At 62.9% G+C, this 18,667-nt stretch carries 15 protein-coding genes and 2 pseudogenes; 11 read left to right on the forward strand and 6 right to left on the reverse strand.

Features of this window, described 5'->3' with window-relative positions; translation table 11 throughout:
- Positions 1 to 296 precede the first annotated feature (296 nt).
- The 3 genes from Q8K08_RS14020 to Q8K08_RS14030 all read right to left on the reverse strand — a co-directional run bounded on the left by Q8K08_RS14020 (position 297) and on the right by Q8K08_RS14030 (position 4,618).
- Positions 297 to 1,346, reverse strand: a complete 1,050-nt coding sequence (locus Q8K08_RS14020) for an ABC transporter ATP-binding protein (protein ID WP_305250457.1) — start codon at positions 1,344 to 1,346, stop codon at positions 297 to 299.
- 11 nt (positions 1,347 to 1,357) lie between these two features.
- Positions 1,358 to 3,514, reverse strand: coding sequence for an iron ABC transporter permease (locus Q8K08_RS14025; protein WP_305250458.1), 2,157 nt, complete (start codon positions 3,512 to 3,514; stop codon positions 1,358 to 1,360).
- A 75-nt stretch (positions 3,515 to 3,589) separates the two neighbouring features.
- Positions 3,590 to 4,618: an ABC transporter substrate-binding protein gene (locus tag Q8K08_RS14030; RefSeq protein ID WP_304803784.1), complete on the reverse strand. Its 1,029-nt coding sequence runs from the start codon at positions 4,616 to 4,618 to the stop codon at positions 3,590 to 3,592.
- Positions 4,619 to 4,838: 220 nt separating this feature from the next.
- Here Q8K08_RS14030 and Q8K08_RS14035 point away from each other — a divergent pair, with 220 nt between their 5' ends.
- From Q8K08_RS14035 to Q8K08_RS14045, 3 genes are read left to right on the forward strand one after another with little or no spacing between them, the layout of a single operon-like run.
- Positions 4,839 to 5,594, forward strand: coding sequence for a response regulator transcription factor (locus tag Q8K08_RS14035; protein ID WP_322573442.1), 756 nt, complete (start codon positions 4,839 to 4,841; stop codon positions 5,592 to 5,594).
- The gene (locus Q8K08_RS14040) at positions 5,591 to 8,086 is read left to right on the forward strand and encodes an ATP-binding protein (RefSeq protein ID WP_304803786.1); all 2,496 of its coding nucleotides are present in this window, start codon (positions 5,591 to 5,593) and stop codon (positions 8,084 to 8,086) included. The genes Q8K08_RS14035 and Q8K08_RS14040 overlap by 4 nt, the downstream gene beginning before the upstream one ends.
- Entirely contained in the window at positions 8,064 to 8,729 is a 666-nt protein-coding gene (locus tag Q8K08_RS14045) for an HAD family phosphatase (RefSeq protein ID WP_304803788.1), read from the forward strand. Before Q8K08_RS14040 ends, Q8K08_RS14045 begins: the two co-directional genes overlap by 23 nt.
- 261 nt (positions 8,730 to 8,990) lie before the next feature.
- Here Q8K08_RS14045 and Q8K08_RS14050 read toward each other — a convergent pair.
- Positions 8,991 to 9,293, reverse strand: a pseudogene (locus tag Q8K08_RS14050) (transposase); the annotation flags it as partial.
- A gap of 74 nt (positions 9,294 to 9,367) precedes the next feature.
- Positions 9,368 to 10,030, reverse strand: a pseudogene (locus Q8K08_RS14055) (IS5 family transposase); the annotation flags it as partial.
- A 30-nt stretch (positions 10,031 to 10,060) separates the two neighbouring features.
- Between Q8K08_RS14055 and Q8K08_RS14060 the strand changes: the two are divergent.
- The 8 genes from Q8K08_RS14060 (at position 10,061) to Q8K08_RS22000 (ending at position 18,055) form a co-directional block, all read left to right on the forward strand.
- On the forward strand, positions 10,061 to 11,074 hold the full coding sequence (locus Q8K08_RS14060; protein WP_305250462.1) for a LysR substrate-binding domain-containing protein: 1,014 nt from the start codon (positions 10,061 to 10,063) through the stop codon (positions 11,072 to 11,074).
- A 116-nt stretch (positions 11,075 to 11,190) separates the two neighbouring features.
- Positions 11,191 to 12,348 carry an ABC transporter substrate-binding protein gene (locus Q8K08_RS14065; protein WP_305250463.1) on the forward strand — a complete coding sequence of 386 codons (1,158 nt, stop codon included), beginning with the start codon at positions 11,191 to 11,193 and terminating at the stop codon, positions 12,346 to 12,348.
- 152 nt (positions 12,349 to 12,500) lie between these two features.
- Positions 12,501 to 13,493 (forward strand): ABC transporter ATP-binding protein, encoded by a 993-nt coding sequence (locus Q8K08_RS14070; protein ID WP_305250464.1) that lies wholly within the window; start codon positions 12,501 to 12,503, stop codon positions 13,491 to 13,493.
- Positions 13,490 to 14,428, forward strand: a complete 939-nt coding sequence (locus tag Q8K08_RS14075) for an ABC transporter permease (protein ID WP_305250465.1) — start codon at positions 13,490 to 13,492, stop codon at positions 14,426 to 14,428. Before Q8K08_RS14070 ends, Q8K08_RS14075 begins: the two co-directional genes overlap by 4 nt.
- On the forward strand, positions 14,418 to 15,224 hold the full coding sequence (locus Q8K08_RS14080) for an ABC transporter permease (RefSeq protein WP_304803800.1): 807 nt from the start codon (positions 14,418 to 14,420) through the stop codon (positions 15,222 to 15,224). Before Q8K08_RS14075 ends, Q8K08_RS14080 begins: the two co-directional genes overlap by 11 nt.
- Before the next feature lie 25 nt (positions 15,225 to 15,249).
- Complete coding sequence (locus tag Q8K08_RS14085; protein WP_305250466.1) at positions 15,250 to 16,674, forward strand: gamma-aminobutyraldehyde dehydrogenase; 1,425 nt, start codon at positions 15,250 to 15,252, stop codon at positions 16,672 to 16,674.
- A gap of 455 nt (positions 16,675 to 17,129) precedes the next feature.
- Complete coding sequence (locus Q8K08_RS21995) at positions 17,130 to 17,621, forward strand: hypothetical protein (protein ID WP_370870551.1); 492 nt, start codon at positions 17,130 to 17,132, stop codon at positions 17,619 to 17,621.
- On the forward strand, positions 17,507 to 18,055 hold the full coding sequence (locus tag Q8K08_RS22000; RefSeq protein ID WP_370870552.1) for a transposase: 549 nt from the start codon (positions 17,507 to 17,509) through the stop codon (positions 18,053 to 18,055). Before Q8K08_RS21995 ends, Q8K08_RS22000 begins: the two co-directional genes overlap by 115 nt.
- A 266-nt stretch (positions 18,056 to 18,321) precedes the next feature.
- On the opposite strand, the gene Q8K08_RS14095 is transcribed toward Q8K08_RS22000, so the two are convergent.
- On the reverse strand, positions 18,322 to 18,468 hold the full coding sequence (locus Q8K08_RS14095; RefSeq protein WP_304804406.1) for a hypothetical protein: 147 nt from the start codon (positions 18,466 to 18,468) through the stop codon (positions 18,322 to 18,324).
- Positions 18,469 to 18,667: the final 199 nt, after the last annotated feature.

Genomic DNA, 18,667 nt, shown 5'->3' on the forward strand with positions numbered 1-18,667 from the left:
CCTGAAAAATGCGCTTAGCCAAGTCCACGCCAATGATCATATCCTTCATAGACCGTCCTCCACTGAATGTGCTGCAGGACAAGCATCGCACAGATGCAGCCTGCGGATACGGGGGCGGACGGCAACCACCCCATCTATTCACTTTGTAGAACCGTCACAGAAGCTTTGGGATGAGTCTGCCTGCGGACGCGGAAGCCCATCGATGACCTAGTCTGCGCAATAAGGCCGCGTAGAACTGCCAATTGGTATCCGGTCTACCTTCGATCACGCGGTGGCTCCTCCTTGGCCGGCCTTCCTCAGGCTGGAACGAGCCTCACATCGTCGAGACCAAAACCCACATGCACAGTCTCGCCCTGCCGGAAGGGCAGGGGTTGCGGCGCGCCGATGGCAAAGATCGACCCCACCCGGGTAGACAGGGTGTATTGCACCGAGTTGCCCAGCCATGCGGCATAGGTCACCTCGGCGGGCAGGTGGTTCGGGGCCGGATCGCGCGACAGTTGAATGTGATGCGGGCGCAGCACCATTCTGGCCGGGCCTGCCTGATGACTGGTCAGCGGTAGCGTCAGCTGGCGGTCGAGCAGCGTAATTTCGGTTGGCGTGCCGGGTTTGGTGACCTCAATCTCAATCAGGTTCGCGTCGCCGATGAAATCGGCGATAAAGGCGTTGGCCGGGCGGTCGTACAGATCAAACGGCGTGCCTTCCTGCGCGATCTCGGCGTTTTTCATCACGATGATCCGGTCTGAAACCGCCATCGCCTCTTCCTGATCATGGGTCACGTACACCGCTGTCAGGCCAAGGCGTTGCTGGATCTGGCGGATTTCCTCGCGGACATGGCGGCGCAGCTTGGCGTCAAGGTTCGACAATGGCTCGTCCAGCAGCAGCACTTCGGGTTCCAGCACGATGGCGCGGGCGACGGCCACACGCTGTTGCTGGCCGCCCGACAGTTCCGACGGCAGCCGCGCGCCAAAACCTTTCAGCCCCACCGTTTCCAGCCCCGCCTCAGCCCGGTCGCGCACCTCGGATTTTGACATGCCCTTGACAGACAACCCGTAGCCGACGTTTTCCAGCACCGTCATATGCGGGAACAGCGCGTAGGACTGGAACACCATCGACACCTTGCGATAGGTGGCCGACAGATGCGTCACATCCTCCCCCCCGATCAGGATGCGCCCTTCGGTGGCGCTTTCCAGCCCCGCGATCAGCCGCAACGTCGTGGTTTTGCCGCAGCCCGAGGGACCAAGCAGGGTGACCAGCGTGCCGGGGGTGATGTCCAGCGACAGGGGCTTGAGCGCCAGCACATCGCCGAATTTCTTGGTGACATTCTCGAACCGGACAGAGCCTTTCATGGCATCCTCCTTCAATGGGCTTCGATGCGGTCGGCCCGGCGCAGTTTGCGCCGCCCGATGATCAGTTGCAGGGTAAGGATGGCGGCCAGCATGGTCACGATCAGTACGGTGGCATAGGCGATGGCGATGCCGAATTCGCCGTTCTCTACCCGTCCGACGATAAAGCTGGTCGCCATGTTATAGCGGGCCGAGACAAGGAAGATGACCGCAGACACCGAAGTGATGGCCCGCACGAAACTGTAGGTAAGGGCTGCCAGAATCGCCGGCCCCATCAACGGCAGGATCACCCGACGCAGGGTGGTTGCCGAATTGGCCCCCAGCGTGATCGACGCCTCATCCAGCGATTTGTCCAGCTGGCTCATCGCCGCGATGCCGCCGCGCACACCCACCGGCATGTTGCGGAACACAAAGACGATGATTAGGATCAGCCCCGTTGCGGTCAGTTCAATTGGGGGGAAGTTGAAGGCCATGACATAGGCTACCCCTATCACCGTGCCTGGAATGGCAAAGGACAGCATGGTGGAAAACTCAAAAGCATCCTTGCCGGTGAACTTCTGCCGGACCAGCAGATAGGCGGTCGCCAGACCGACGGCGGCGGTGAGGGGGGCTGCGATGGCTGCGATGGTCAGCGTGGTGAAATAGCTGCTCCACGCCGCCCCGGTGAAGTGGATGCCGTTCCGGTAGACGATCCCGAAAGCGCGGGTGTAATGCTCGAATGTCAGGGTGTGGTCATACCCCCACAGCTTCACAAAACTGCCAAAGAAGATCAGCCCGTAAAGCACCAGCGTGAACGCAGCCCATGGCAGCGCCACGGCATAGCAGGTCCAGCGCAGCCCGTCATTCAGCGCGGCATTGCGCCCGGAATCGCCCTTGCCGGTCACCGTGGCATAGTTCTTGCGCCCCAGCCATTTGCGCTGCGCCAGAAACGCGCCCAGCGTCAGCGACAGCAGGATCAGGGACAGGATCGCCGCCTTGGCAGGGTCGGCCACGGTGCCGACGATGGCAAAGTAGATCTCGGTCGACAGCACGTTGAAATTGCCGCCCAGCACCAGCGGATTGCCAAAATCGGCAAGGCTTTCGATGAACCCCAAAAGGAAGGCATTGGCCAGGCCGGGGCGCATTAGCGGCAGGCTGATGAAGCGGAAGGTTTGCCAGCGGTCGGCGTCCAGCGTCTGGCTGGCCTCTTCCATGCTGGGGCTGACGCCTTCGACCACGCCGATCAGCACCAGAAAGGCGATGGGGGTAAAGGACAGCATCTGCGCCAACCAGACCCCCCAGAAGCTGTACAGCCAGCGGGTCTTTTCCCAGCCGAAGGCATAGGCAAAAAATTCGGTAATGGTGCCCGCGCGGCCAAACAGCAGGATCAACACAAGTCCTATGACAAAGGGCGGGGTGATGATCGGCAGGATAGTCAGCACGCGGAGCAGCTTCTTGGCGCGGAAATTGGCGCGGGTGAAGATCAGCGCAAAGGCCAGACCCATCAGCGTGGTGCCGGTTGCGGTGGCAAGCGCGAGCATCAGCGAATTGAGCGCGGCCCCACAATAGCCCCTGCCGGTCAGGCAGGCGGGCGACCAGATTTCCGCCGCCAGAAACCGGGGCAGAAATTCGCTGACCCCCAGCCCCGCGCCGCCTCGCAGCTCAAATGCGCGCAGCAAGATAAAGCTCATTGGGTAGAACACAAAGATGCCGACCAGCGCCACGATAGCCCCGATCATCCCGGTGATGAAGGCATCGCCCCGGCCACGACCAAGGCCCGAGATGCCGGTGGTCAGCAGGAACAGCAACGCTGCCGCAACCACCAGTGCGCCTGCGCCCATACCGGGTTGCGTGGCCCCCTCCATCAGCCCCAGCCGGGTGCTGTTGCCAAGGATCAACAGCCCCTGCGCCGCCATCAGCGCCAGTCCCAGCGCCCCGGCAATCACCAGCCCGCGCGCCATTGCCAGTTGGTCGCGCGCCAGTAACAGACTGGCCCCGGCCACAGCAAACCCGAACAGTGGCAGCCACAGCCAGCCCCGCCCGCCTGTGGACCAAAGCAGCGCTGATTGCGCCTCGCCGCCCATCTGTGCCAACCAGCCAAGGGACCAGAAGCCCCCAGCCACCATATACCAAGGCAGCAGGCCATAGCCCGCCAGCCCGGCCAAAAGCCAAAGCCCCGCCGTACGCCGCATTGCATCAATCTCCTGGAAGTCTTGCCGTGACGGCAAAATGGCCCGCCCCAATGTGGGGGCGGGCCGGTCAAGCAATCATTCCTCGAAATTGCCGCCCTTGGATTTCACTTCGGCTTCCCACCGCGCCAGCAACCGCTCGCGCGTTTCAGACGAGCCATAGGTGGCAAAATCATAGTCGATCAGCTTGACCGCCGCCATGTCGGGCGCTTCGGGATCGGTCGAGGCTTCGGGGTTGGATGGGATGTTGAACACGCCCACCTCAAGCCCGGCCGATTGCGCGTCAGCGCTGATCACATACTCAACCCACTGCTTTGCCGCCTCAAGGTTCGGCGTGCCGTTGATCACCGAAACCGCCCCCACCTCATAGCCGGTGCCTTCGCAGGGTGACACGATTTCAACCGGGAAGCCCTGCTTTTTCAGGTTCACCATGTCATGCATAAAGCCGACCGCAATGGTGGTTTCCCCGCGCGCGGCCATCTTGCCGGGGGCGGAACCGGATTTGGTGTTCTGGTTCACGTTGGCCCCGATTTCGGCCAGCATCTTGAATGCCTCGTCCTCGCCGAACAGCTGCACCAGCGTGGCAAGCTGGGTATAGGCGGTGCCCGAGGATTGCGGGTTCGACACCGTCACCTCGCCCTTGTATTCCGGCTTGGCCAGATCCTTCCAGCACGCTGGCGCAGGGAGACCCTTTTCGGCCAGCACGTCGGTGTTATAGAGCATGCCCAGCAACCCGACGTGCACGCCCACGGCCTTACCACCCGACATCTCGGTCATGTTCTGCGACCAGCCAAGCTGACCCGATACGTCGATGCCGCTGGCCACGGTCAGATCTTCATTGGCGGCAATCAGGTGCGGATCGCCTGTGCCACCCCACCAGACATCAATCTTGGGGTTGCCCGCTTCGGCCCGGATCTGCGCCAGCACTTCGCCAGTAGATTTGCGCACCATCGCCACATCAACGCCGGTGTCGATCTTGAAGTTCTGCGCCATCAGATCGCACCACGCCTGCTCGTTCGAGCAGACCACGTTCAGGCTTTGTGCCGACACCGCACTTGCGGCCATGGCCGTGCCCAGTGCCAGCGCACTGATCATCGAAACGTTCATTATCATCCTCCCAGATAAACCGCCTCTCCCCGACGGTATGGGGAAGACTGGCACGAGATCTGCCATCAGGCGAAGGAGGATCAGGGTTAACAACATGTCCGCGCGCCGATGATTTGATGAACAGTGTTACAAAACCCCGCCAAATCAGAAACTTTGCTAACCGTAATAGGATTGCGCCGTCCCCTACTTTGGCCATCATGGCTGCAGGGAGGATATGGCAATGGAACAGGCTTCCATGCCGCACGGGGAGATGCCTTTGGGCAAAGACCCGGTCGTGGCCATCATTGACGATGACGCCGACCTGCGCCGCACGGTGGCCGACCTGCTGGCCGGCAACGGCTTCAGCCCATTGCCGATGGCGGACGGGGCATCGTTTCTGGCGCTAGGCCCGCGCCCTGCAGTTGACCTTGCGCTGATCGATTTGCGGCTGCGCGGCGAAAACGGCCTGACCCTTGCCATCCGCATCCGCGAGACCACGGGGATTCCGGTGGTGATGCTGACCGGGCGCGGCGACGAGATGGACAAGATCATCGGGCTGGAAACTGGGGCCGATGACTACATGATGAAGCCCTTCAACCCGCGCGAGCTGATCGCGCGGTTGCGCGCGGTGCTGCGCCGGGCGGGCCATCCGGGCGTGCAGCCCTTCGATCGCAGCGGCAGCACTCTCTACGCCTTCGGGCGCTTGCGGCTGGATCAGACCCGGCGCGAATTGCTCGACTCTGCGGGGGCCGAGATTGCGCTGACCAATGCCGAGTACCGGCTCCTGGATTATTTCCTGCGCCATCCGGGCCGCATCATCCCGCGCACCGAACTGCTGACCGAGTTGGGCAATGATCTGTCGCAATACATGGACCGAACCATCGACGTGCTGATCCTGCGTCTGCGCCGCAAGATAGAAGCGGTGCCGTCAAAGCCCGTGCATCTGCAGACGCGGCGCGGGCAGGGCTATATCTTTGTCACTGGTACAGCCACATGAAACGGGTGTCCGTCCGCAGCCGCCTGCTGGTGGCGCTGGCGCTGCTGGCGGTGGCGGTGCTGACCGTGGGGGTGATCGCTTGGGGCGCGCTGACGCGCGGCAATGACCGGATGGACCGTCTGTTGGCCGAGACCCTGACCGGGGTTGATTCTGCGCTGACCCTGTCACAGCAGGCAGCGGATCTGGCGACGCTGGCCCCATATCTGCTGACGCTGGAAAGCCCGTTCCGCATCGCGCAGGAAGGGCAGGCGGCCACCGCGCTGGTCGACGAGCTGCTGGAGGGTCTGCCCACAGAGGACCCGCTGCGCGAGTCGTTGGGCGTGACGCGCGAGGCGATTGCCGGACTGGTCCGTGACACATCGCTGCGCGCCGGGCTGCGCGACCGCACCCTGAGGTTGAACGCCGAGCTTGCCGTGGCAGAGCGCCGCTATGCCGCGCAATCGGCCCGCGCCACCGCTCCGTTGCAGGAACGGCAGGACTGGCTGGTGCTGCAACGCACGGCTGCTGCCTTGCTGGGGGCGGGGCGGGCAGAAAATCTGGTCGGTGTGGGGGAATTCCAGCGCGAATACACCCGCCTGACCCTGCGCCTGACCGGGCAACGCCCGGCGGATGAGGCGGCAGAGCTGGACCGCATGAGGGCCATAGCCGAAGGCTCGGAGGGCCTGTTCGAGTTGCGCCGTCTGGAACTCGCCCGCCAGATCGGGGCCGAGGCGGCGCTGGTCCGCATCCGACGGGGGGCCGCTGCCGTCACCGCCCATGCCGCCGCCGCCACCACATTGGCGCAAGCGGCGATTGCGGCGGAACGGGCCAGCACCACCACGGCCATCGCGCTGGCCAAATCCACGCTGCTGGTCGTGGTGCTGGCCAGTGCCGCGCTGGCGCTGGTGGCGGCGCTGTATGTCTCGGGCTATGTCACCGCCAATCTGCGGGCGATTTCGGATGCGATGATCCGCCTTGCCGCTGGCGACCGGCAGACAAAGCTGCCGCGCGGCGAAGGGCAGGGGGATGAGATTGGTAAATTGTTCCACGCCTTCCGCACCTTCCGCGCCAATGCGCTGCGGCTGGACCGTTCGCATCGGCAGATGGCGCAACGCACGGCGCTCTATGAAAACATGATGGCGGGCATCAGCGACGGGGTGGCCATTCTGTCGGATCAGGGGCAGATCGTCGCGCAGAACGCGCGCCTTGCGCCGGTGCTGCGGGTGGACCCCGCGCGCCTGTCCGGCCGCCCCCGGCTGGCGGACGTTGTCGCCGAGGCAGGCTGGCAGCCGGGGGCGCCCCAGGCCGGGGTTGGCACCCTGTCACTCGGCGGCGGTCACCATACCGAGCTGCGGGAAAGCTCGCTGCCTAAGGGCGGGTCGGTGGTGCTGATATCCGACGCGACCGAGCGGCGGCAGCTGGAAGACCGCCTGCGCCAGATCCAGCGGATCGAGGCGCTCGGCAAGGTCTCGGGCGAGGTGGCGCATGATTTCGGCAATATCCTGTCCACCATCTCTGGCAGTCTGCACCTCATGGACACAGCTCCGCCGGAACGGCAGGCGATGCTGCGCCAGACCATCGCCTCGGCCGTTGATCTGGGCGGCGCGCTGACCGGGCGCCTGCTGGCCTTTGCCCGCCGCCAGCATCTGGAACCGGAGCTGCTGGACCTGCCGGGGTTGGTCGACGGGCTTGTCGATCTGGTCAGCCTTGCCTTGTCGGACCGGGTGGAGCTGGTAGTCCATGTTTCCCCGACGCCCCTGCCGGTGCGGGTCGATCCGGGGCAGATGGAAAGCGCCATCCTGAACCTGTGCCTGAACGCCGGTCAAGCAATTGCTGGCGCGGGCAGGGTCACGCTGACCGTGTCTCAAGAAGATGATCAGGCGGTGATCGAGGTGGCCGATACCGGTGCAGGCATGCCGCCCGACGTGCTGGCCCATGCGATGGAGCCGTTCTTTACCGCGCGGGCCGATGGCACAGGCACGGGGCTGGGTCTTGCCATGGTCTACGGCTTTATCCGGCAATCTGATGGCGATATCGCCATCACCTCTGCACCCGGCGAGGGTACCACGGTGCGGCTGACGCTGCCGCTGTCGCGGGGGGGGCAAGCCCCTCTGCTGGCCCCTGCTTTGGCAACCGTGCTGCTGGTTGAGGATGATGCGGCGGACCGCAAAGCCGCCATCGGGTTCCTGACCCCGCTGGCAGAAACCCTGCTGCTGGCAGGGGACTCCGCAGAGGCGTTGCTTCAGATGTCAGACCCCGTGGCGCTGATCGTCACCGACCTGACCCTTGGCGGAAGGGTCGATGGCTGGCGTCTGGCCGAAACCGCGCTGACCCGCTGGCCCGAGGCGCGCGCCATCGTAGTCTCCGGCCACCTGCCACAGGTTGACCCGCTGTCGCCCCACTTTCCGGGGCGGATCGCCACGCTTCACAAGCCCCTGACCGCCGACGCGTTGTCAGGTGTGCTGTTCACCCTGTTCAGAAAGCCCGACGATGCCAATGCCGCACAACGATGACATAGCCACCCGGACGGCCCCTGCTGCCATTTTGTTCGATTGCGACGGCACGCTGCTGCTGACCGCCGATCTGCATTTTACCGGTATGGAAGGGGCGATGCAGCGTCAGGGGCTGGAGATGCCGCGCGACTGGTACATGTCGCTGACCGGGCTGGACCGGACCCGGCTGTTTGAGCGGTTCATGGCGGATTTCGGCGTCGCCGCCGATCTGCCGCGCCTTGTGGCCGACAGTGTGGCGCTGACGGTGATGCTGGCAGCGCAGGCCTGGGAAAACCCGCTGGTGGCGGCGCTGGCGCGGGCTGCGACCGGGGTCTTGCCAGTTGCGGTGGTGACCAACAGCGAAGGCGAGATCGCGCGGGCATTTCTGCGTGAGGCCGCGCTGCTGGACCTGTTTGACGCGATCATTACGGTGGAAGATGCACCCCTGCCCAAACCCGCTCCCGACCTCTACCAGATTGCCGCTGCGCGGCTGGGGGCGGCGGCACGCGATTGCCTTGTGCTTGAAGACAGCGAGCAGGGCATTCAGGCTGCAGAGGCCGCCGGAATGCGATGGATCGACGTGCGTAGTGCGGAATGGCCTGATCAGTGCAATGCCCTTATGGCACGGATCGAAGCCGGAATGGCCGTTTCTGACTTGAATTAAGCGGGTGTCGCGCAGCCCTTAAGTGGGTTCTGCTGCGTTCTCGGTGCAAGTTGATCTCTTTCGAGTCCACAAGAGCCTTGTCCCCTTGTGTCCTTTGCCAGGCAAGAACTTCTACGAAGATCAGCATAGCCGTTGATCGGCGTGCTATGCGGAGGCGAGAATTATATCCCACGCGCGGTGCTCCACGGTCAAGCTATGGCATGCACCTTCGGCGGGAGCTTCAGCTTTGAGTCCATCACCTACGTGCGTCCGGAACGCCACCGCCTCCGCAATGGCTTCAGCGTCCGCCTTGTCGTTTTTCTGGCGGTTGACAAACGGCTTCACATACGCCGCTGGAACCAAGCGCACCTCATGACCATGAGACTGCGCCACACGGCCCCAGTGGTGTGACGTGGCGCAGGCTTCTATCGCCACGATGCAGGATTGCTGCTCGGCCAGTAGAGCCGCCAGACGGGACCGTGACAGCATACGGTTATATAGAACCGCCCCATCCCGTCCGATTGCGCAGACTTGAAAACTGCCCTTCGCCAAGTCGATTGCCAGCATGTTGATCGGTGTCGTCATCGCTGTGCCCTCCCTTCGGTTCCTACTAAACCATCATGGCATACGTGATGCCGTGGGGGTGGGGGCATCCACCGCATCAGTTCAGTGTGGCAGCGGCGGGTGGCATAGGCGCCGTCGGCGGTTACCGTTCCAATATCTTCGCCCTCAGGGATCTGGTCCAGCAGGTCTGGCAAGACCCTACTGTCGCCATCGCTGCTGGAGGTAAACTCCACCGCCCGGATGTGCGAAGTGGCCGTATCCATGGCCAGATGGACCTTGCGCGCCCTCTCACGGTTTGCAGGCAAACCGTTGCCGGGCAACGATTGGCGGCGGCCCTGCACGCCGTGCTTTCGCGCCTGCCATTCGCCATCGCCCAGGAACTTGATGCCGGTGCTGTCAACCAGCAGGTTAAGCGGCCCATCGGCGCGCCGATACGGGATCTGGACTGCCAGAGCTTTCTGCCGCCGACACAGGGTCGTATAGTCAGGCACGGCCCAGTCCAAGTCTGCCAACTTCAGCAAACTGGCCACCATCCCGGTCGTCTGTCTGAGCGGCAGCTTGAACAGCACCTTGATCGTCAGACAGAATTGGATCGCGGCATCCGAAAAGACCGCAGGGCGACCGGGGCTGCCGTCAGGCGGCGCGAGCCAGATCATGTCCTTGTCCAGCCAGATCAACAGCGAACCGCGCCTGCAAAGCGAGGCAGTGTAGCTCGACCAGTTCGTCGTGCGGTAGCGGGTAGGGGATGGCTCGCTCATACAGCTCGTCTAACCGCATGGATTTACGTTGTGAATCCTCGACAGTCAGAGTTGTGCAACAACGCCCTGCGCAAGCCCGCCGCGCCCGGACCGGTCATCCGGCTGCTTGTCGCGCGCGGTGCTTTGGTGTCTTATCACCGCATGGCCTTCACCCTGCGTCAGTTGCAATTCTTCGTCGCCGCCGCCGAGCAGGGTTCGGTCTCGGGGGCCGCGCGCGCGCTGTCGATCTCGCAAAGCTCGGTGACAGAGGCGATCCAGTCGCTTGAGAACGATCTGGGCGTGCGTCTGTTCGACCGGCTGGCGCGGGGCCTGCAACTGACCCATCGCGGCAATCTTTTCCTGCGCCACGCGCGCCAAATTCTTGCGGATGTTGCGAACGCCCGGCAAGCCTTCCGCGACGAGGCCGAACAGGAAGCCGGCCGTCTGGCTCTGGGGGTAACGACGCTGGTCGCGGGCTATGTACTGTCAGATATCCTGTCGCGTTACCGTCGTGCGCATCCGCGGGTGGATCTGAATGTCACCGAAGACAGCGGTGAATATCTGGAACATCTGTTGATCGGGGGAGAACTGGATGTTGCGGTGATGCTGACCTCCTCTATCCGCGACCGCATGGCGCTGCATGTCGAGACGCTGATGGTCTCACCCTACCGGTTGTGGTTGCCGCTGGGGCATTCGCTGGGACAGGCAGAGTCCATCTCTCTCGAGCAATTGTCGGGCGCGCCCTTGATCCAGTTGATGGTGGACGAAATCGAAGGCTCGATGCGCGCCCTGATGGATGCCATGCAGGTACGCCCGCGCATCGCCTTCCGCACCCGCTCGGTCGAGGCTGTGCGCAGCCTTGTTGCCACCGGGGCGGGGCTGGCGATCCTGCCCGGCATGGTCTACCGACCGTGGTCTCTGGAAGGCGACCGGATCGACATCCGCGATGTCTCGGGCGATCTGCCGACCGTGCAGGTCGGGCTCGTCTGGCGGCGCGGCGCGCCCTTGTCGTCCCCGGCGCGCAATTTCATCAAGGCAGCGCAAGCAGGATTGTCGGGACGCTGATCCATCGGTTTTACCGATAATGACGTTCTGTATATTGATATTGCGAAGCAAAGCGCTGCGCCTGATCCTCTTGCAATCGGGCCCCCGCAGATGGGCCAGCAACAGGGAGCACTATGATGCAGACGATCCGATTGCTTGGAACGACCGCGCTTTGCGCGATGATCGGCCTGTCGCCGGCACTGGGACAGGTGACAGCCCTCGGCGCCCCCGAGGGTCAGGTCAATATCGTCGCATGGCCCGGCTATCTCGAACGTGGCCAGACGGTCGAGACTTTCGACTGGGTGACCAAATTCGAGGAAAGCTCGGGCTGCAAGGTCAATGTGAAAACCGCCAATACCTCGGACGAGATGGTGGCGCTGATGAACGAAGGCGGGTTCGATCTGGTCACCGCCTCGGGCGATGCGTCGTTGCGGCTGGTGGCGGGCAAGCGGGTTCAGCCGATCAGCCTGTCCTTAGTGCCAAGCTGGGATACGGTGGACGAGCGGCTGAAGAACGCGCCCTGGTATGTTGTGGATGGCGTGCATTACGGGGTTCCCTATCAATGGGGCCCGAATGTGTTGATGTATAACACCGAGGTTTTCGGCGACAGCCCGCCTACAAGCTGGAACGTTGTGTTCGAGGAAATGACCCTTCCCGACGGCAAGTCGAACAAGGGCCGGGTGCAAGCCTATGATGGGCCAATCCATGTCGCCGATGCCGCGCAATATCTGATGTTCCACAAGCCCGAGTTGGGCATTACCTCGCCCTATGAGTTGAACGATGATCAATACAAGGCCGCGCTGGACCTTCTGCGCGTGCAGCGCACGCTGACGGCACGTTATTGGCATGATGCCTTCATCCAGATGGATGACTTCAAGAACGAAGGCATGGCTGCTTCCGGGACCTGGCCGTTCCAGGTGAACCTGCTGCAAGGCGACGGCGTGCCGGTGGCCTCGGTGATCCCGCAAGAAGGTGCAACCGGCTGGGCCGACACCACCATGATGCATGTGGATGCGGCCAACCCAACCTGTTCCTATCTATGGATCGAACATACGCTGTCGTCGAACCTTCAGGCCGATCTCTCGGTCTGGTTCGGGGCCAACCCGGTGGTGCCTGCCGCCTGCACCGACGGTCGCGGGATGCAGACCGCCGAAGGCTGCACCAAGAATGGCTTTGACGATTTCGAAAAGATCCGCTTCTGGACCACCCCGGTCACGAAATGCGCCAGCCAAGGCGAATGTGTGCCCTATTACCGCTGGGTGTCCGATTACATCGGGGTGATCGGTGGGCGCTGAGCCGCCATCGCGTCCCCCACCCCTTCCCCACTAGGGGGAGGGGAGCCGCCCGCCTTGCCCCTTGCGCCCCGGGTTGCGGCCCCGGCGCCTCCATCCCCCCTTGTTGGGGAGGGAGGGGAATGGGGACACCCGCCAGAAGCCGGACACTCCTCATGACCAACGCCGTCGAATTCCTATCCGTCAGCCGCCTGTTCGGCACCGTCCGCGCGGTGGACGGGGTTGATCTGTCGATCAAGGCAGGATCGTTCTTTGCGATGCTGGGCCCTTCGGGCAGCGGCAAGACCACCTGCCTGCGGCTGATTTCCGGTTTCGAGCGCCCGACCGGCGGCACCATCCGCATCTTTGGTCAGGATGTCGGTCGCGTGCCGCCCAACCTGCGCAACGTCAACACCGTGTTTCAGGATTACGCGCTGTTTCCGCATATGAACGTGCGCGACAATGTGGCTTATGGCCTGATGGTCAAGGGCGTGGACCGCCGCACCCGCCATGCCAAGGCCGAAGAAATGCTGGCGCTGGTCAAGCTGGACAGCTACGGCGACCGCAAGCCGGCCCAGTTGTCGGGCGGGCAGCGTCAGCGCGTGGCGCTGGCCCGGGCGCTGGTGAATGAACCGCAGGTTCTGCTGCTGGACGAACCGCTTGGCGCGCTGGACCTCAAGCTGCGCGAAGCGATGCAAGACGAATTGAAGGCCCTGCAACAGCGCCTTGGCATCACCTTTGTCTTTGTCACGCATGACCAGTCCGAAGCGCTGAGCATGGCTGATACCGTGGCCGTGTTCAACAATGGCAAGATTGCCCAGATCGGCAGCCCGGCGGATGTCTATGCCCGGCCGCGGACCCGGTTTGTCGCCGATTTTGTCGGATCGTCGAATGTGCTGGACCCGGCCATGACCCGCGCCCTTGGCGGCCCCGAGGTAACCGCCAGCCTTCGCCCCGAGGCACTGCGCCTTGTGCCCGCCGCAGGTGCGACCCTTTGCGGCACGGTCACGGGCCTGCGCTATCTGGGGCCATCGGTTCGGGTGACGGTGCAGATGCCCTTTGGCGTGCTAGGGGTGATGGTGCCTGCCGGCAGCCCTTGCCCCGAACCCGGCAGCAGCGTGTGCATCGACCTAGCCCCGGACGCCTTGCATGTGATGGAGGACGAATGACACGCCCCGCCATCCTTGCCCCGCGTGGCCCCGGCGACCGGGTCAGCGCGCTGTTCTGGCGCCATCCGCGCCTGTTCACCGCCCTTCTGCTGGCCCCGCCGCTGATCTGGCTGGGGGTGGTCTATCTGGGGTCTCTGGCCGCCCTTTTGCTGCAAAGCTTTTATTCGATTGACGAATTTTCCGGGCTTATCAACCGCGAATTCACGCTGGCCACCTATGCCGAACTGTTCCGCCCACAAAACATGGACATCATCATTCGCACGCTGACCATGGCGGCCATGGTCACATTGGGGGCGGCGGTGATCGGATTTCCTATTGCCTATTACGCGGCCCGCTATGCGCGTGGGCATTGGAAGGCGATGTTCTATCTGGGGATCATGCTGCCCTTGTGGTCGTCTTATCTGGTCAAGGTCTATGCTTGGAAACTGATCCTCGCCAAGGAAGGCATCCTGAACTGGGCGGTGGATTCCATCGGGGCGTCGTTCATCCTGAGCGGTATTCTGGCGCTGCCGGTAGTGGGGGGCAATTCGCTATCCACCAGCTATATTGGCACATGGATGGTGTTCCTGTATATCTGGCTGCCCTATATGATCTTACCAATGCAGGCGTCGCTGGAGCGGGTGCCGACCTCGATGCTCGAGGCCTCCAGCGACCTTGGCGCTACGCAGTTCCAGACCTTTCGCACCGTGATCCTGCCGCTGGCCCTGCCGGGGGTGATAGCGGGAAGCATCTTTACCTTTTCGCTGACCATGGGCGATTACATCGTGCCGCAGATCATCGGCAATTCGGCGCGGATGATCGGGCAGGCTGTCTATCAGCTGCAAGGCACTGCGGGGAACATCCCGCTGGCGGCGGCCTTTGCGGTGGTGCCCATCCTCATCATGCTGGTCTATCTGACCATAGCCCGCAGAAAGGGGGCGTTCGATGCTCTCTGACCGCGCAAGCTGGGGGTTGAAGGCGGCGGCCATCGGCGGGCTTTTGTTCCTGCACCTGCCGATCTTGCTGATCTTCCTTTACGCATTCACCACCGACGAGCGCACCTATCAGTTCCCGCCGCCGGGGCTGACCACCCAGTGGTTCGCCGTGGCCTGGAACCGGGCCGATATCTGGCCGCCCTTGTATCTGTCGCTCAAGGTGGCGGTGATTTCCACCGCCATGGCGCTGGTGCTCGGCACGCTGTGCGCGGCCGCCATGGCGCGGGCGTCGTTCTTTGGCCGCGACCAGATTTCGCTCCTGATCATCCTGCCCATCGCTCTGCCGGGCATCATCACCGGCATGTCGCTGCGATCTGCCTTTGCCATCATGGAAATCCCGTTTTCCACCTGGACCATCGTTCTGGGCCACGCGACCTTTTGCATCGTGATCGTCTATAACAACGCGGTGGCGCGGTTCCGGCGGTTGTCGGGGTCGATCATCGAGGCCTCGCTGGACCTTGGTGCCAACGGGTTTCAGACCTTTCGCCATGTGCTGCTGCCCAATCTGGGCTCGGCCATGCTGGCGGGGGGGATGCTGGCCTTTGCGCTGTCCTTCGACGAGGTGATCGTGACCACTTTCACCGCAGGTCAGCAAAGCACCCTGCCGATCTGGATGCTCAATGAACTTGTGCGCCCTCGCCAGCGGCCGGTGACTAATGTCGTCGCCATTGCCGTCTTCGTCACCACTTTTGTACCCATTCTCATCGCCTTTTACCTGACGCGCGGCGGATCGGAAACCGCAGGCGGCGGCAAATGACCCAAGGGAGGTTCCCATGACTACCATCGACACGACCATGCTGATCGGCTCGGCCTTCGAGGCCGGAGAGGACACGTCCGAACCCATCTTGAACCCGCGCACGGGCAGGTTGATTCTGGATCTGCCGGAGGCCTCGACCGCGCAGGTTGACCGCGCCGTGGCCGCTGCACGCAAGGCGTTCGACGGCTGGTCGCGCACCACACCGGGCGAACGTGCGGCAGCGCTTTTGCGTATTGCCGACCGGATCGAGGCCGAGGCCGAGGGCTTCGCCGCCCTTGAGGCCCTCAATTGCGGCAAACCGATCAATGCCGCGCTGAACGACGAAATTCCGGCCATTGTCGATTGCTACCGCTTTTTCGCCGGGGCGGTGCGCACCCAGCACGGGCAGGTTGCGGGCGAATACCTGCCTGGTCACACCAGCATGATCCGCCGCGATCCTATTGGTGTGGTGGCCAGCATCGCGCCGTGGAATTACCCCCTGATGATGATGGCCTGGAAACTGGCCCCTGCGATTGCGGGGGGCAATTCGGTGGTGTTCAAACCCTCGGAGCAAACCCCGCTGACCGCGCTGAAAATGGCGCGAATTCTGGCCGAGGAACTGCCCGAAGGTGTGGTCAACGTGGTCCCAGGGCGCGGGCAGACGGTGGGTAACCACCTAATCCATCACTCTGGAGTTGACATGATTTCGCTGACCGGCGATGTGGCTACAGGCCGCAAGATGCTGGACGCCGCGTCGAAAACCGTCAAGCGCACGCATCTGGAACTGGGCGGCAAGGCCCCGGTCATCGTGTTCGATGATGCCGATATCGCGGCGGTGGTCGAAGGGCTGCGGGCGTTTTCGTTTTACAATGCGGGGCAGGATTGCACCGCCGCCTGCCGCGTCTATGCCGGACGCAAGGTGTTCGACAATCTGGTGGCAGATCTGACCTCGGCCGCCGCCTCGATCACACTGGGGGCGGCGGATGATAGCACCAATGAAATCGGCCCCCTGATCAGCCAGCGCCAGCGCGACCGCGTGGCCAGTTTCGTCAACCGCGCCCGCGAACAGAGCCATATCACCATCACCACCGGCGGCGAGACGATGGACCAAGGCTTCTACTACCGCCCGACTGTGGTGGCAGGGGCGCTGCAAAGCGACGAGATTGTCCGGCGCGAGGTGTTCGGGCCGGTGGTCAGCGTCACGCCGTTTTCCGATGTCGATGATGCCGTGGCATGGGCGAATGACAGCGATTACGGGCTGGCTTCGTCGGTCTGGACCCGCGATGTGGGCCGCGCCATGGGCACGGCTGCGCGGCTGCGCTATGGCTGCACATGGATCAACACGCATTTCATGCTGGTCAATGAAATGCCCCACGGCGGGATCAAGCAGTCGGGATACGGCAAGGACATGTCCTCTTACGCGCTGGAGGATTACACCTTTGTCCGCCATGTGATGATCAAGCATGGCTGAGCACCAATCCAATGGATGTTCACTTTGCTCGCCCTACATCGTGGATACAGGCAACCACAATCCGCGAGACGAATGGGACTGAAACGCCTATTCCGACCTTCGAGGGGCATCTTCTTTGCGATGAGAAAGGGCCTTTCCCAAAGGACTTCAACCCCTGGGAGGGCGAAGTTGCCTGCGCGGAACTGGGCCGCTCAGGGTGGTGTCGGAGGAATGCGAACTCGTCTCAGTGTTTGCCAAACCCGATGGCCTACAAAAGGCTGGAGGATGCTACCTTCAGATGGCCAGGGATCAAGGATGGGGTGATGGCGCTGAATCAAGCGTAGTTCGAGGCGCTGTTTGCCGGGCTCGACTGGCGCAAATTGAAGGCGCTGGAAACCCGCCTGCCAGCTGCGTCAGAGTGAATCAAACGATTGGTTTGGCGTGTTTTTGTTGGGGTTTCATGGTAACTCCTGTCCATGCAGATCGCCCCCGCCATCGACCTTTCCACCATCCCTGCCGCGCAACGCGCGGCGGTGCTGGCGTTGATGGAAACCGTGGCAGCGCTGACGGAAATCACCCGGCGGCAGGAGCATTTGATTGCCGAGTTGAACCATGCCTTGCATGGAGAGCGGTCAGAAAAGCTGACTGAAGATGAACGGCAACTGGCGTTCGAGGACCTGTCCATCGCGCTGGCCGAGGTCGAGGCGGAAAAGGAAACCCGTGCTGCCAAAGCAGGTGACGGGGCGACCAGGCCCGCGCCGAAGCGCACCATCGGCAACCTGCCGACCGCGCTGCCGCGTATCGAAAAAGTCATCGAACCGCCAGCTTGGTCTGCCCCTGCGGCTGTGGCGTCATGCACAAGATCGGTGAAGACCGCGGCGAACGGCTGGTCATCTTGCCGGCCCAGTTGCTCATCATCGTCACCGTGCGCCCAAAGTATGCCTGCCGGACCTGCGCCGACGGAGTGACCCAGGCTCCGGCGCCCAGCTATCTGATGGGTGGCCCGCCGACAGAGGCGACGCTCGCCCCTGTGCCGGTCAGCAAGTATGCCGACAATCTTCCATTGTGTCGCCAAAGCCAGATCCTGGCGCAGGCGGGCCTTGATCTTCACCGTGCCGTGCTGGCGGACTGGGTTGGCAAAGCCGCGTTCCATTTGAAGCCCATCGTCGACCGGCTGGCTGAGCATCTGAAGCGATCAAGTAAGCTGTTCATAGATGAGCCGACAGCCCCGGTGCTGGATCCGGGGCGCGGCACGACAAAAACCGGCTACCTCTGGCCACTCGCCCGCGATGACAGGCCCTGGAGCGGCGATGACCCGCCTAGTGTGGTCCACTTTTACGCCCCCGAACGGTCAATGTGTATGCAGGATTGTGGCCAGCCGTCATGGAGCTGCCGGATATAAGTTGATGCGACCCGGATCGCATGCCCAACACGAGCCGATCAGCCCGCCCATGCAAGACCAGCATGACGCACGCAATCCAGCAGACGGGTGATGTACTGTGCGCCCTTAACAGAGTCTTCTTCATATAGATCGCCCGTGCGGGAACGGAAGAAAATCGCGAACTGTTTGCGAAAATCTTATTCCAGAGGGGCTCCCGATATGTCACTGAAAAGGAGCGACTTTAATTTTAATTCATCTGCACTGTCCTCCCCTGGGCGCCGGCGATTTCAAACTGGGTCTGCCGCCGCTGCGTCTGACGGGTCATGATCAGCGGATCGTGCCGCCCCATGCACGAGCCCAATTTCGAACATGGTGATAACCGGGTTGTCGAACGGGGAAGGGTGCAGGTCGGGGCTGAGGTGGGAGGCGTCCATCGAACATTCCCACGATAGGTTCTGGTGCCGGCCTACGGCATTGCTGGTTCAGTTCGGCGGCACGTCGGCACCCATCCTTGAAAGAGGTGCGCAGCCCAAGCCGCGGCCGATGGGCTGCGAGATGTCTCCATGTTGACTTGCAGGCGCAGTAGCCGACGCCGCTGCGCGCGTCGGCTCCATGTCGGAGAGGCCGAGGAAC

The sequence above is a fragment of the Pseudotabrizicola sp. genome, from assembly GCF_030684215.1.
Taxonomy (GTDB): Bacteria; Pseudomonadota; Alphaproteobacteria; order Rhodobacterales; family Rhodobacteraceae; genus Pseudotabrizicola.